Origin of the sequence: Nonomuraea fuscirosea, assembly GCF_035917475.1 — a bacterium.
In the GTDB taxonomy this organism is placed as follows: Bacteria; Actinomycetota; Actinomycetes; order Streptosporangiales; family Streptosporangiaceae; genus Nonomuraea; species Nonomuraea fuscirosea.
Window position 1 is genome coordinate 7,876,594 of record NZ_CP109074.1, and the last position, 12,688, is coordinate 7,889,281.

The following is a 12,688-nucleotide window of genomic DNA, read 5'->3' on the forward strand; positions in this document are numbered from 1 at the left end:
GTCAGCGGGCGTCAGCCGACGAAGACGGCGAGCGGCCTGGCCGTCCTGCCCTGCTCCTCCACCAGCGCCAGCAGCTCACCCTCGGGCCCGAACACCCCGATCGGCCCCGCGCCCAGCCCGGCGGCGGGCAGCCGGCCGCCGTGCCCGATGACGCGGGCCTCCTCGGCCGTGACGTCCCTGCGCGGGAACGCCGCCGTCACGGCCTCGCCGATCGGCAGGATCACGCACTCCTCGGTCAGCTGGTCGATGCTCCTGGCCAGGGACAGGTCGTACGGGCCGACCCGGGTGCGGCGCAGCCGCGTCAGGTGACCGCCGACCCCGAGCCCGGCGCCCAGGTCGCGGGCCAGGGCGCGGATGTAGGTGCCGCTGGAGCAGGTCACGACCGCGTCCACGTCCACCACGTCGCCCTCGGCCCTGATGTCGAGCACGCCGAACTCGCGCACGGTGACGGGCCTGGCGGCCAGCTCGACCTCCTCGCCCGCCCGCGCCTTCTTGTAGGCCCGCTGGCCGTTCACCTTGATCGCGCTGACCTGCGGCGGGATCTGCATGATCTCCCCGGTCAGCGCGGCGACGCCCTTGTGGATCTCGCCGGGGGTGACCCCCGCCGCCGAGGCCGTGGCGGTGACCTCGCCCTCGGCGTCGTCGGTGTTGGTGCCGACGCCGAGCCGGATCGTGGCCTCGTAGACCTTCTCGGTCAGCGTCAGGTGCCCGAGCAGCCTGGTCGCCTTCTCCACGCCGACGACCAGCACGCCGGTCGCCATGGGGTCGAGCGTGCCGGCGTGCCCCACCTTGCGGGTGCCGGCCAGGCGCCGCATCTTGGCGACCACGTCGTGGGAGGTCCACTCGCCGGGCTTGTCGACGATGATCAGACCGCTCTCGGCCATCAGGAGACCTTCCTCAGCTCATGCCGGAACTTGGCCATGGTCTCCTCCACGGTGTCGTGGGAGGTGTAGCCGGCGGCCTGGTGGTGGCCGCCGCCGCCGAGCGCCGCGCACACGGCCGCCACGTCGACGGTGCCCTTGGATCGGGTGGACACCTGCCAGTCGCCCTGGTCGTCCTCTTTGAGCACGACCGCGACCTCGGCCTCGTCGGTGCGGCGGACGATGTCGATGAGCCCCTCCAGTTCGGAGTACGGCAGCCCGTGCGCGGCCCGGTCGACCCGGGTCACGTACGTCCACACCAGGCCACCCGCCGGCCCGTGCTCCAGCGTGACCCGCTCCAGCGCCCCGGCCAGCACCTTGAGATAGCCGAACGGCGAGCGGTCCCACAGCTCGCGGGCGATCTCGTCGGTACGCAGCCCGGTCGCCACGAGCCTGGCCGCCATCTGGTGCACGGCGGGCGTGGTCGAGGAGTAGCGGAAGGAGCCGGTGTCGGTCACCAGGCCCGCGTACAGGCAGGTGGCGATGTCACGGTCGAGGCGGCCGCCGAGCCGGTAGACGAGCTGCTCGGCCAGCATGGCCGTGGCCGCCGCCTGGGCGTCGATGAGGCTGAGCGTGCCGAAGCCGGCGTTGGACGGATGGTGGTCCACCACGACGAGCTCGCGCGCCATGGCGGCGTTGGTGCCGAGCAGGCCGAGCCGCTCGAACGTCGAGGAGTCGAAGACGATCATCAACTCGGGCGCGGCGGGGTAGGCCTCCGGCGGCACCAGCATGTCCTGGCCCGGCAGGAAGCGCAGCAGCCGCGGCACCGCGAACTGCCGGTCGCCGAAGGAGGCCACCACGCGCTTGCCCATCGAGCGCAGCACGAACGCGACGGCCAGCATCGAGCCGAGCGCGTCGCCGTCGGGGGTGACGTGGCAGGCCAGCGCGACCTCGTCGGCCTGCCCGATCAGGTGCAGCGCCCGGTCCCACGACGTGGCGGGGATGGGGCAGTCGTCGCCCTGCCCCGCCTCCACCCGGGCCGGTCGGCCGGCCCGGTCGCGAACGTCGGGCGTCACGCCTGCTCTTCCCTGGCGACGTCGGCGCGCTCCTCCGCTTCCTCTTCCTCGTCCGGCTTCCGGTAGGGGTCGGGCTCGCCGGCGTAGGAAGCGGTCTCGGCCTGCCGCGCCACCTCGGCGTCACGGGCCCTGGCCGCGTTGATCAGGTCGTCCAGGTGCCGCGCGCTGTCGGGCAGCGGGTCGTGCTTGAACGTCAGCGTCGGGGCGAAGCGCACCCCGGTCTGGCGGCCCACCTCGGAACGGATGATCCCCTTGGCGCTTTCGAGGGCGGCGGCGCTGTCGGCCCGCTCGGCGTCGGAGCCGAACACCGTGTAGAACACCGTCGCGTCGCGCAGGTCGGCGGTGACGCGCGTGTCGGTCACGGTCACGAAACCCAGGCGCGGATCCTTGATCCGGCGCTCCAGCATCTCGGCGACGATCTGCTGGATGCGGTCCGCGAGCTTGCGCGCTCGTGCGGCATCCACCATGTTCGCTCCCCCTCACGCACGACCTGGCCGTGCAGTCGTTCAATCTTCGTCGTTGTAGAGCCGGTGCCGGGCCGACAGCAGCTCGATCTCGGGGCGGAAAGCCACCATCCGCTCGCAGGCGTCCAGCACCTCTTTGCAGTTACCCGCGGAAGCGGAGACCACCGCGACGCCGACCTCCGCTCTGCGGTGGAGGTCGAGATGGCCGGTTTCAGCCACCGCGATGCTGGGATAACGGCGCTGCAGCTCGGCGATCAGAGGCCGGATGACAGAGCGCTTCTGCTTCAGCGATCTGACGTCGCCGAGCAGGATGTCCAGGGTGAGAGAACCCACATACATCGTTGCTGACCACCGCTTGACCTGGTGAGGTGGACGCACGCCCGGCCTGCTGCGGTGGGGACCAGGCCAGGGCGTGCGAGAGGCGCCCGGCGGATGTCCCGCCGGGCGCCCGGCCGCGTATCACACGCGCGGCTTCTCCCGCATTTCGAACGTCTCGATCGTGTCGTCGATCCTGATGTCGTTGTAGCCGACACCGATACCGCACTCGAAGCCCTCGCGGACCTCGGTGGCGTCATCCTTGAAGCGACGCAGGGACGAGACGGTCAGGTTGTCCGCGATGACGACGCCGTCGCGGATCACCCTGGCCTTGCTGTTGCGGACGATCACGCCGGAGCGGACCAGCGAACCGGCGACGTTGCCGATCTTCGGCACCTTGAAGACCTCGCGGACTTCGGCGGTGCCCATCTGGACCTCTTCGAACTCGGGCTTGAGCATGCCCTTGAGCGCCGCTTCGATCTCCTCGATCGCCTGGTAGATGACCGAGTAGTAGCGGATGTCGACGCCCTCGCGCTCGGCCAGGTCGCGCGCCCGGGGCTCGGGCCGGACGTTGAAGCCGATGATGACCGCGTTGTCGTCGGCGACGGCCAGGTTGACGTCGTACTCGGTGATCGCGCCGACCGCGCGGTGCAGGACTCGGAGCCTGACCTCGTCGCCGACGTCGATCTTGAGCAGGGCGTCTTCCAGGGCCTCCACCGAACCGGACACGTCACCCTTGATGATGAGCTTGAGCTCGTCGACGCGGCCCTTCTCAAGGTCGCTGAACAGCTCTTCGAGGGTGCGGCGACGGCTCGACTTCGCCATGTCGGCGCTGCGCTTGCGCGCCGCGCGCTGCTGGGCGATCTGCCGGGCCATCCGGTCGTCGGTGACCACGATGAAGTTGTCACCGGCGCTCGGCACGGCCGTCAGACCCATCACCAGGACCGGACGCGACGGCGTGGCCTCCTCGACCGCGTCGCCGTTGTCGTCGAGCATCGCCCGGACGCGGCCGAAGGCCTCGCCACAGACGATCGAGTCGCCGACGCGCAGCGTGCCGCGCTGGACCAGGACGGTCGCGACGGGGCCGCGGCCCTTGTCGAGGTGTGCCTCGATCGCGATGCCCTGGGCGTCCATCGTCGGGTTGGCGCGCAGGTCGAGCTCGGCGTCCGCGGTCAGCAGGATGGCCTCGAGGAGCTGGTCGATGCCCGTGCCGTTCTTCGCCGAGATGTCGACGAACAGCGTCGAGCCGCCGTATTCCTCCGCCACCAGGCCGTACTCGGTGAGCTGGGCCCTGACCTTGTTGGGGTCGGCGCCCTCCTTGTCGACCTTGTTGACCGCGACCACGACCGGCACCTCCGCCGCCTGGGCGTGGTTGAGTGCCTCGATGGTCTGCGGCTTCACACCGTCGTCGGCCGCGACCACCAGCACCGCGATGTCGGTGGACTTGGCGCCTCGGGCACGCATGGCGGTGAACGCCTCGTGACCCGGGGTGTCGATGAAGGTGATCCTGCGGTCTTCGCCCTCGTGCTCGGCCGAGACCTGGTAAGCGCCGATGTGCTGGGTGATGCCACCCGCCTCGCGCGCCACCACGTTGGTCTTGCGGATGGCGTCGAGCAGCTTGGTCTTACCGTGGTCGACGTGACCCATGACGGTCACGACCGGCGGACGCGCGGCCAGGTCGGCCTCGTCGCCCTCGTCCTCGCCGAACTCGATGTCGAAGGCCTCGAGAAGCTCGCGGTCCTCCTCCTCCGGGCTGACGACCTGGATGTTGTAGTCGAGCTCCTGGCCGAGGAGCTGCAGCGTCTCCTCGTTGACCGACTGCGTGGCGGTCACCATCTCGCCCAGGTGCAGCATGATCTGCACCAGCGAGGCGGGGTTGGCGCCGATGCGGTCGGCGAAGTCGGACAGCGACGCGCCGCGCGGCAGCCGGATCGTCGCGCCGTTGCCACGAGCGACCTGGACGCCACCGATCGCCGGCGCCGACATGTTGTCGAACTCCTGGCGCCTCTGCCGCTTGGACTTACGGCCACGCGCGGGACGGCCGCCGGGACGCCCGAAGGCTCCCGCGGTGCCGCCGCCACGGCCGCGGCCACCGCCGCCGGGACGACCGCCGAAGCCGCCGCCACCACCGGGACCACCGGTGCCGGTGCGCTGGCCGGTGCCGCCGCCACCCGGGCGACCGGCGAAACCGCCACCGCCACCACCGGGACGGCCGCCACCGCCACCGCCGGGACGGCCACCGCCGCCACCGCCGCCGGGACGGCCACCGCCGCCACCGCCGCCGGGACGACCGCCACCGCCGCCGCCACCTCCGGGACCGGAGGGACGACCCTGCGGCATCATCATCGGGTTGGGCCGCGGGCCACCAGGACGGGGACCACCGGCACCAGGACCGGGACGCGGGCCGCCGGTGGGCGGTCCAGGACGCGGACCGGCGCCGCCGGGCCTGCCCTCGCCGCCGCCACGACCCTGCGGCGGACGCGGCATCGCGCCGTCGCGCGGCGGACCGTCACGACGCTCACGCTGGCCGGGGCCGCCACCGCCCTCGCGGTTGCCGCCAGGACGCGGCGGCCGGGACTGGCCCATGCCACTGGCGTTGGACGAGAACGGGTTGTTGCCGGGACGCGGACCACGCGGGCCGGGCTTGGGACCCGGTCCTGGACGCGGTCCACCGCCGCCGCCGGGACGCGGGGCCTGCTGCTGGCCACCGCCGCCGCCCTGGGCCCCGGAACGGGGCGCGGGGCCGGGCCTGGGGCCCGGACGAGGAGCGGGACCGGGCCGCGGGCCCGGAGCGGGACGAGCGGACTGGCCGCCCTCCTGACGAGCGGGCGCGCCGCTCTCGAAACGCGCCTGCGGAGCCCCCGACGTCTCGCCGCGGGCGGCCTCAGGCTGCTGCTCGGGCTGGTGCGGCATCGCCACCGGCGGGCGCGGCTGCGCGCCGCCACCGGCGGGGCCCCCTGCGGGGGCGGGACGCGGACCGGGCTTCGGGCCCGGACGCGGGGGGGCGGGAACCGGCGCCTGACCGGCGCCGTTGGCGGCCTGGCCATCGGCCGGCCGCGGCGCAGCCCTTGGCGGCTGCGGCTTGTTGGACGGCTGACCGCCGCCTCTGGAGGGGCCGCCCTTGGACGCCCCCAACGCTTCGGTGAGCCTGCGGACCACCGGCGCCTCGATGGTGGAGGACGCCGAACGGACGAACTCCCCCATCTCCTGGAGCTTGGCCATGACGACCTTGCTCTCTACGCCGAACTCCTTAGCGAGCTCGTATACCCGGACCTTCGCCACTGCACTCCCTTACTCGGCCCGGGAGGCTGGCTATGCCGTCCGGACCGTCGCTACCTTGACGTCTTCATCGCCGCGTGCTCATCAGGCGCTCATAGCAATCTGACTCCGCCCATCAACTCGGCGTCCTACATGACATTTCGTGGTTCTCCTTCTAGTTGCGCCCGTACGGGCGACACGTCAAGCGGCCCCGGCACGCGGAACGCGCGCGGAAACGCTCGACGCCGCTCGGCGAGCTCCAGACAACTCAAGGACGGATGCAGCGATGCACCGCGACCTGGAAGCCGTCCTCGCAGGTCGGGGACCACTTGATCCTCGACCCGCACCAGTCGGAGCAGCTCGGACTTAGCCGTGCGAACCCTGCAGCCCACACAGGTGCGCTGTGGGACCGCGTGGCCACCATATTCCAGCTTACCGTGTTGACGCATCTACGGAACCGGCGGCGTCCTCGGCTTGGGTGTCGGGCCGGATGTCGATCCGCCATCCCGTCAGTCGCGCGGCGAGCCGGGCGTTCTGCCCCTCTTTGCCGATGGCCAGCGAGAGCTGGTAGTCGGGCACGGTCACCCGCGCGACGCGTCCGTCGAGATCGAGAACCTCGACATGCGAAACACGTGCGGGCGACAGGGCATTCCCCACGAACTCGCCGGGATCCTCCGACCAGTCGATGATGTCGATCTTCTCGCCGTGCAACTCGGTCATCACGTTGCGGACCCGCGAGCCCATCGGCCCGATGCAGGCGCCCTTGGCGTTGACGCCGGGCTTGCGCGACCTGACCGCGATCTTCGTCCGGTGGCCGGCCTCGCGGGCGACCGCGGCGATCTCCACGGTGCCGTCGGCGATCTCCGGCACCTCCAGCGCGAACAGCTTCTTCACCAGCCCGGGGTGGGTGCGCGACAGGGTGACCGACGGGCCCTTGTGGCCCTTCTTCACCTGCACCACGTAGGCGCGGATGCGCTCGCCGTGCGTGTATTCCTCACCCGGGACCTGCTCGGCGTGCGGCAGCACGGCCTCGATCTTGCCGAGGTCGACCAGCACCACCCGCGGGTCCTTGCCCTGCTGGATCACGCCGGAGACCAGCTCGCCCTCGCGGCTGGCGAACTCGCCGAAGTTGATCTCGTCCTCGGCGTCGCGCAGCTGCTGCAGGATGACCTGCTTGGCGGTGGTCGCGGCGATCCGGCTGAAGTTGCCCGGTGTGTCGTCGAACTCCCTGACGACCTCGCCCTCGTCGTCCAGCTCCGCCGCCCAGATCGTGACGTGACCGCTGCTGCGGTCGAGCTCGGCCCGCGCCTTGGGGGCCGCGCCCTCGGTCCGGAAGTACGCGATCAGCAGCGCGTCCTCGATCGCCTTGACGACCAGGTCGAAGGAGATGTCCTTCTCCCGCTCCAGGCTGCGCAGGACGCTCATGTCGATGTCCACGACGGCTCCCCCTTAGCCTTCGTCGCCGTCGACGTCGTCGAAGCGGCGGAACTCCACCTGCACCCGTCCGCGGGTCAGGTCCTCGTAGTCAATCCTGCGCGCCGCGCCCTCGACGTCGAGGTCGACGCCGGCGTCGTCGGCGGTCATGATGCGGCCCTCCACCACGGTGCCGTCTCGCAGCTCGGCCTTCACCAGCCGTTTCGCCGCGCGGCGCCAGTGGCGCGGCTCGGTGAGCGGGCGGTCGACGCCGGGCGAGGAGACCTCGAGTGTGTAAGCGGCCTGGCCCATCGCGTCGGTGTCGTCGAGGGCCGTGGAGACGGCCTGGCTGACGTCGGCCACGTCGTCGAGGCTGACACCGCCGTCGCGATCGACGATCACCCGCAGCAGCCGTCTCTTGCCTGCCTGGGTGACCGTGATGTCCTCCAGATCGAGGCCCTCCGCGCTGACCACGGGCTCCAGGAGCTTCATCAGGTGGTCGCGGGGTGATGCGCTGCCCATATCGACCTCCCCTATTGTCATGTCTCAGCCGGGCGGACCTCGCCACTGGCTCTCCGCCGTCTGGCCGCTCAGCCAGCGACGACAGTTGACACCCTATCCGTATGAGGGCACAGAAAGAGCGCCACTCGTCACGGTCGAATGGCGGGTCGAACGACGGAGCGTCGCCGGACGGCGATCCCGGGCACTGGCCGTACGATGCTAGCGAGGTCCGCGACAGGGGTCAGAGACAAGTGGAGGTTCGAGTCCGTGCGCCCGGTTCAGCTCTCCAGGCGAGCCTTGCTGGCGGGCGGGGCGGCCGCCCTCACCGCATGCAGCGCCTCCGGCCCCGATCGGCCGGCCGCGCCGGCTCCCGACTCGCCCGAGACGGTCATGCTGAAGGGCCTCATCGCGGAGAAGGAGCGCACGATCGCGCTCTACTCGTCCCTGATCTCGGGCGGGGCCGACAAGCTGGTGCCGTTCCGTGACCGGCACCAGGCGCATCTCGACGAGCTGCGCAGACACGTGACCGTCCCGTCTCCGCCGGTCGCCGCGCCGGGGTCGGCCGCGCCGTCCCCCACCGCCACCCCCACTGCCACCGCGAAGGCCCGTAAGCCGTCGCTGGCGCGGCTGCGCGAGCTGGAGCGCAAGGCCGCGGCCGGGCGGGCGCGGGCGCTCGGCGGGCTGTCGCCCGGGGTGGCCCAGCTCGTCGCCAGCATCGGGGCCTGCGAGGCCGCCCACGTCGTCGCCCTGCCGAGGTCGCTGTGAGCGGCGCGCGGGCCAGAGTGAGAGCCCCGGGGTCGCCGTGCCCGGCACGGAGGTCGCTGTGAGCGGCGACGCGGCCGACATCGACAAGTTGCGCAAGGCGCTGGCGGCGGAGCACGCGGTGCTGTTCGCCTACGGGCTGCTCGGGGCGCGCACCTCGGGCTCGCTGCGGTCCAGGATGAGCGCGGCCTACGAGGCCCACCGGTCCAGGCGCGACCAGTTGCGCGCGCTGATCACGGCGCGGGGCGGCCGGCCGGTCGAGCCCGACGCGTCGTACGCGCTGCCGTTCTTCCCCTCCAACGCCACGCTGGCCGCGAACCTCGCGGTGCACCTGGAGGGCGGGGTCACGGCCGCCTACCTGGAGCTGGCCGCGGCCTCCGAGGAGCCGCTGCGCCGCCACGCCGCGCTGGCCATGCAGGAGGCGGTGGCCCGCTCCTACGCCTTCCGCCCGGCCCAGCCCGCGGCCTTTCCCGGCATGCCCGCGAAGGCGGCGCCCGCCGCCACCCCCACGACCTCGGCCGGGGAGTAGCACCGTCCGTCAGCGGTACAGGACGGAGAGCAGGTCGGGGCCGAGGCGTTCGACGGCGTCGGCGTCGAGCTGGTAGTAGACGACCGAGCCGCGCCGGTGCGTGTGGACGAGCTGGGCCTCCCTGAGCCGGCGCAGGTGCCTGGAGACCTGGGGCGCGGTCATGCCGAGCTGGGTGGCCAGCTCGGCGGTGGCGACCGGGTTGCGCAGGATCGCGTAGCACAGGCGCAGCCGGGTGGGGTCCTGGAGCGCGGCGAGCCGGCGCCTGGCGGTCTCCAGCGTGGGCGTGCCGGCCCCGTCGGCGCTGTACTGGATGACGACCGGATAGCCCGGATAGTGCTTGATCACGAAGTGGGGGCGGCCGTGCACGGTCGGGACGAGCAGGCAGGGGCGGTCGTCGTCCACCCGGGCGGTGGCGTTGTAGAGCTTGTCGAACACGACGCTCAGCCGCCGGCCCGAGGGCTGGGCGGCTGACGCGGTCGGGAAGTCGGCCAGCGACAGTGCGCCCTTCTTGCGCAGGTCGCGCTCGCGCAGCGCGCCGTCGCGGTCGAGGACGCGGCGCAGGGCGGGCCATTCGGCGTCGAACGCGGCGGCGGCGAAGGCGGCCAGGAAGTCGAGCAGCTCGGCGCGCACCCCCTCGGGGTCGGCCAGCAGCCGGGCGCCGATCTCCATGCGGCTGGAGGAGATCAGCCGCAGCCGGTGCAGCACCTCCTCGCTGAGCTCGGGCGTCAGCCCGGTGTCGTTCTTGCCGATCAGCGCTTGCACGGTCATGGCCGTGAAGTCGCCGATGGGCAGCTCCGCCACCTCCTCCAGCTCGTCGTGCAGCGTGCGCCGCGCGTCGGCCGACAGCGGCAGCAGGTAGCGGGCGCGGAAGGCGCCCCAGAGCGGCGCCCAGACGGCTGCCGTGGCGAGCAGCGCGGTGTCGAGCTCGGCGTGGGCCCTGGCCACCCAGCCCGCGCTGGCGGGGTGGTGGCCGGGCTCGTCGAAGGCGTGGAGACAGGCGCACAGCTCGGCCAGGGGCGACTGGCGCACGACGACGGATCCGGCGGCGGGCGGGTCGAGGAGGAGCGTGACGGCCACCCTGCAGATTACCGCGTTGGAGGCAATCTCCTTGTGATCGCGTCCGCGTTTGCGCAGGCTGTCGCCTCATGGCTGAGGCACTGCATGTGGTCAAGCATCCGACGGGCTTCTATTCGGCGGGCGCGACGACCGTCTTCGCGTCCAGATACGACCAGAGATTCTCCTACTGCCTGTACGTGCCGTCCGCCCACGACCCGGACGGCGCTCCCCTGCCGATGGCCGTCCTGCAGCACGGGACGGGGCGGCGCGGACCGCAGTACCGCGACAACTTCGCCGAGTGGGCCGAGGAGCACGACTGCCTGGTGCTGGCGCCGCTCTTCCCCGCCGGCATCGGCGAGGACCCCCAGGACCTGCACAACTTCAAGTTCCTCCGGTACGACGGCATCCGCTTCGACCTGGCCCTGCTCGCCATGGTCGAGGAGGTGGGCGAGCGCTTCAACGTACGGACCGGGCGGTTCCTGCTGCACGGCTTCTCCGGCGGCGGGCAGTTCGTGCACCGGTTCGCCTACCTGCACCCCGACCGCCTGGCCGGATTGTCCATCGGGGCGCCGGGGCGGATAACGTACATCGATCCCAGCAGTCCGTGGTGGATCGGGCTGAAGGGGTTCGAGGAGGAGTTCGGCCGCGCCCCGAGGATCGGGGAGCTGCGTGACGTGCCGGTCCAGATGGTCGTGGGCAGCGCCGACGTGGAGACCTGGGAGATCAACAACCAGGGCGACTCCAACTGGATGGACGGCGCCGACGCCCACGGCGTGACACGTCTCGAACGGCTGACGGCGTTGCGCGACAACTTCGAGGCCCACGGCATCGGCGTGCGGTTCGACGTCGTGCCGGGTGTGGGGCACGAGCCGATGCAGGTGCTCGGCCCCGTCAAGGACTTCTTCGCATCGATCCTCACCCCCCGGGAGTCATCATGAAGATCAGACTGGCCGCCGCCGTCGCGGTGGCCGTGACGCTCACCGGCGGCTGCGCCGTGGGCGAGAGCACCGACGCGGGCGGCGCCTACCCGAGCAAGGCCCTGTCCATCATGGCGCCGGGCAGTCCCGGCGGCGGCTGGGACACCCGGGCGCGCGGCATCGCCGGCGCGCTCGGCGAGTGCAAGGTGGCCGACGTGGACGCGACCGTCACGAACGTGCCGGGCGCGGGCGGGACCATCGGGCTGGCCCAGTTCGCCAAGCGGACCGGCGACCCCTACCAGCTCATGGTCATGGACAGCGTCACCATGCTGGGCGGCATCGTGAACAACAAGTCGCCGGTCGACCTGTCCACGCTGACGCCGGTGGCCGGGCTGAGCCGGGGGCCGAGCGCCATCGTGGTGGCCAAGAAGTCCCCGTACGAGGACCTGAAGGCGCTGCTGGACGCGATGGAGGCCAAGCCGCACAGCGTCAAGTGGACCGGCGGCTCGCTCGGCGGGCCGGGCCAGATGACGGTGGCCGGGCTGGCCAAGGGCCGCGACATCGCCGCCAAGGAGATCAACTTCGTGCCCACCGCCGGTGGCGGCGAGTCGATGAACCTGCTGCTCAGCGGAGCCGCCACGGTCGGCATCGACACCGTTGCCGAGCTGCGGCCGCAGATCGAGGCGGGCGAGCTGCGGGTGCTCTCGGTCGACTCCGAGCAGCGGGTCCCCGGCATCGACGCGCCCACCATGAAGGAGCTGGGCCTGGGCGGCGAGGCGGTCTCCACGCTGGCCGGCGTGCTGGCTCCGGCCGGGCTGTCGAAGGAGCAGCAGCAGGACGTGATCGGGCTGATCGACAAGGTCCGCCGGTCGTCGTGCTGGAAGCAGGTGCTCGAGCGCAACAACTGGACCGAGGACTGGAAGCCGGGCGACGAGTTCGGCAAGGTGCTGGCCGAGCAGCGTACGCAGGTCACCGCCATCCTGGGCGAGCTGGGGCTCGGCAAGTGACGCAGCGGATCGTCTCACTCGGCTTCCTGGTGGCGGCCGTGGTCGTGCTGGCTCAGGCCTTCTCCATCCCGCAGGGCAACGGTTACCAGGCGGTCGGGCCGCGGGCGTTCCCGCTGCTGGTGGGGGTGGGGCTGGCCGTGGTGTCGGTGATCGGGGTGGTCCAGGCGTTCCGGCCCGGCGCCGCCCCGGGCACGGCGCCGGCGGTCGTGTCCGGGGCGGGCGCGCCGGGCGAGGACACGTCGGGAGAAGGCGCGTCCGGCGGGGGCGCGCCGGGCGAGGACGGGGAGACGCACTGGCCGTCGGTGCTGATGTTGCTGGGAGCGCTGGCCGCGTACGCGCTGCTGCTCGTCCCGGCGGGCTACTGGCAGGCCACGACCGTGTTCTTCGTGGCCGTGGCCAGAGTCCTCGGCAGCAGGCGGCTGGTGCGCGACATGCTCGCCGGGCTGGTGCTGGCGCTGGCCACGTACTTCCTGTTCGACCGGCTCCTCGGCATCACGCTGCCGCCGGGCCTGATCAGATTGGCGTTCTGA

Annotated in this window: 14 protein-coding genes; 5 read left to right on the plus strand and 9 right to left on the minus strand. The window is 72.0% G+C overall.

Translation table 11 applies throughout. The features are described from left to right. Positions 1-11 precede the first annotated feature (11 nt). From truB to rimP, 8 genes are all read right to left on the minus strand, one after another. Positions 12-884 carry a tRNA pseudouridine(55) synthase TruB gene (truB, locus tag OIE67_RS35755; protein WP_326628812.1) on the minus strand — a complete coding sequence of 291 codons (873 nt, stop codon included), beginning with the start codon at positions 882-884 and terminating at the stop codon, positions 12-14. Then, entirely contained in the window at positions 884-1,936 is a 1,053-nt protein-coding gene (locus OIE67_RS35760; protein WP_326628814.1) for a DHH family phosphoesterase, read from the minus strand. The genes truB and OIE67_RS35760 overlap by 1 nt, the downstream gene beginning before the upstream one ends. Next, on the minus strand, positions 1,933-2,403 hold the full coding sequence (gene rbfA, locus OIE67_RS35765; RefSeq protein ID WP_326628816.1) for a 30S ribosome-binding factor RbfA: 471 nt from the start codon (positions 2,401-2,403) through the stop codon (positions 1,933-1,935). The genes OIE67_RS35760 and rbfA overlap by 4 nt, the downstream gene beginning before the upstream one ends. Before the next feature lie 39 nt (positions 2,404-2,442). Further along, a complete protein-coding gene (locus OIE67_RS35770) occupies positions 2,443-2,739 on the minus strand; it encodes a DUF503 domain-containing protein (protein WP_106235171.1) in 297 nt (98 codons plus the stop codon). A gap of 120 nt (positions 2,740-2,859) precedes the next feature. Then, positions 2,860-5,997: a translation initiation factor IF-2 gene (gene infB, locus OIE67_RS35775; protein ID WP_326628818.1), complete on the minus strand. Its 3,138-nt coding sequence runs from the start codon at positions 5,995-5,997 to the stop codon at positions 2,860-2,862. A gap of 125 nt (positions 5,998-6,122) precedes the next feature. Next, positions 6,123-6,422 (minus strand): YlxR family protein, encoded by a 300-nt coding sequence (locus OIE67_RS35780; RefSeq protein ID WP_106235168.1) that lies wholly within the window; start codon positions 6,420-6,422, stop codon positions 6,123-6,125. Next, entirely contained in the window at positions 6,406-7,410 is a 1,005-nt protein-coding gene (nusA, locus tag OIE67_RS35785) for a transcription termination factor NusA (protein WP_326628824.1), read from the minus strand. The genes OIE67_RS35780 and nusA overlap by 17 nt, the downstream gene beginning before the upstream one ends. Before the next feature lie 12 nt (positions 7,411-7,422). After that, positions 7,423-7,908 (minus strand): ribosome maturation factor RimP, encoded by a 486-nt coding sequence (rimP, locus tag OIE67_RS35790; RefSeq protein ID WP_106235166.1) that lies wholly within the window; start codon positions 7,906-7,908, stop codon positions 7,423-7,425. Between the two features lie 246 nt (positions 7,909-8,154). On the opposite strand from rimP, the gene OIE67_RS35795 reads away from it, so the two are divergent. Both OIE67_RS35795 and OIE67_RS35800 read left to right on the plus strand, forming a co-directional pair. After that, entirely contained in the window at positions 8,155-8,652 is a 498-nt protein-coding gene (locus tag OIE67_RS35795) for a hypothetical protein (protein ID WP_326628829.1), read from the plus strand. A 58-nt stretch (positions 8,653-8,710) separates the two neighbouring features. Beyond that, positions 8,711-9,178, plus strand: a complete 468-nt coding sequence (locus OIE67_RS35800) for a ferritin-like domain-containing protein (protein ID WP_326628832.1) — start codon at positions 8,711-8,713, stop codon at positions 9,176-9,178. Between the two features lie 9 nt (positions 9,179-9,187). Here the strand turns inward: OIE67_RS35800 and OIE67_RS35805 are convergent, their stop codons facing one another. Beyond that, positions 9,188-10,255 (minus strand): ArsR/SmtB family transcription factor, encoded by a 1,068-nt coding sequence (locus OIE67_RS35805; protein ID WP_326628834.1) that lies wholly within the window; start codon positions 10,253-10,255, stop codon positions 9,188-9,190. Positions 10,256-10,323: 68 nt separating this feature from the next. On the opposite strand from OIE67_RS35805, the gene OIE67_RS35810 reads away from it, so the two are divergent. The 3 genes from OIE67_RS35810 to OIE67_RS35820 are packed head-to-tail and all read left to right on the plus strand — an operon-like array spanning position 10,324 to position 12,688. Then, complete coding sequence (locus tag OIE67_RS35810; RefSeq protein ID WP_106235160.1) at positions 10,324-11,172, plus strand: hydrolase; 849 nt, start codon at positions 10,324-10,326, stop codon at positions 11,170-11,172. Further along, positions 11,169-12,158, plus strand: a complete 990-nt coding sequence (locus OIE67_RS35815; protein ID WP_326628838.1) for a Bug family tripartite tricarboxylate transporter substrate binding protein — start codon at positions 11,169-11,171, stop codon at positions 12,156-12,158. The genes OIE67_RS35810 and OIE67_RS35815 overlap by 4 nt, the downstream gene beginning before the upstream one ends. Then, positions 12,155-12,688 (plus strand): tripartite tricarboxylate transporter TctB family protein, encoded by a 534-nt coding sequence (locus OIE67_RS35820; RefSeq protein WP_326628840.1) that lies wholly within the window; start codon positions 12,155-12,157, stop codon positions 12,686-12,688. Before OIE67_RS35815 ends, OIE67_RS35820 begins: the two co-directional genes overlap by 4 nt.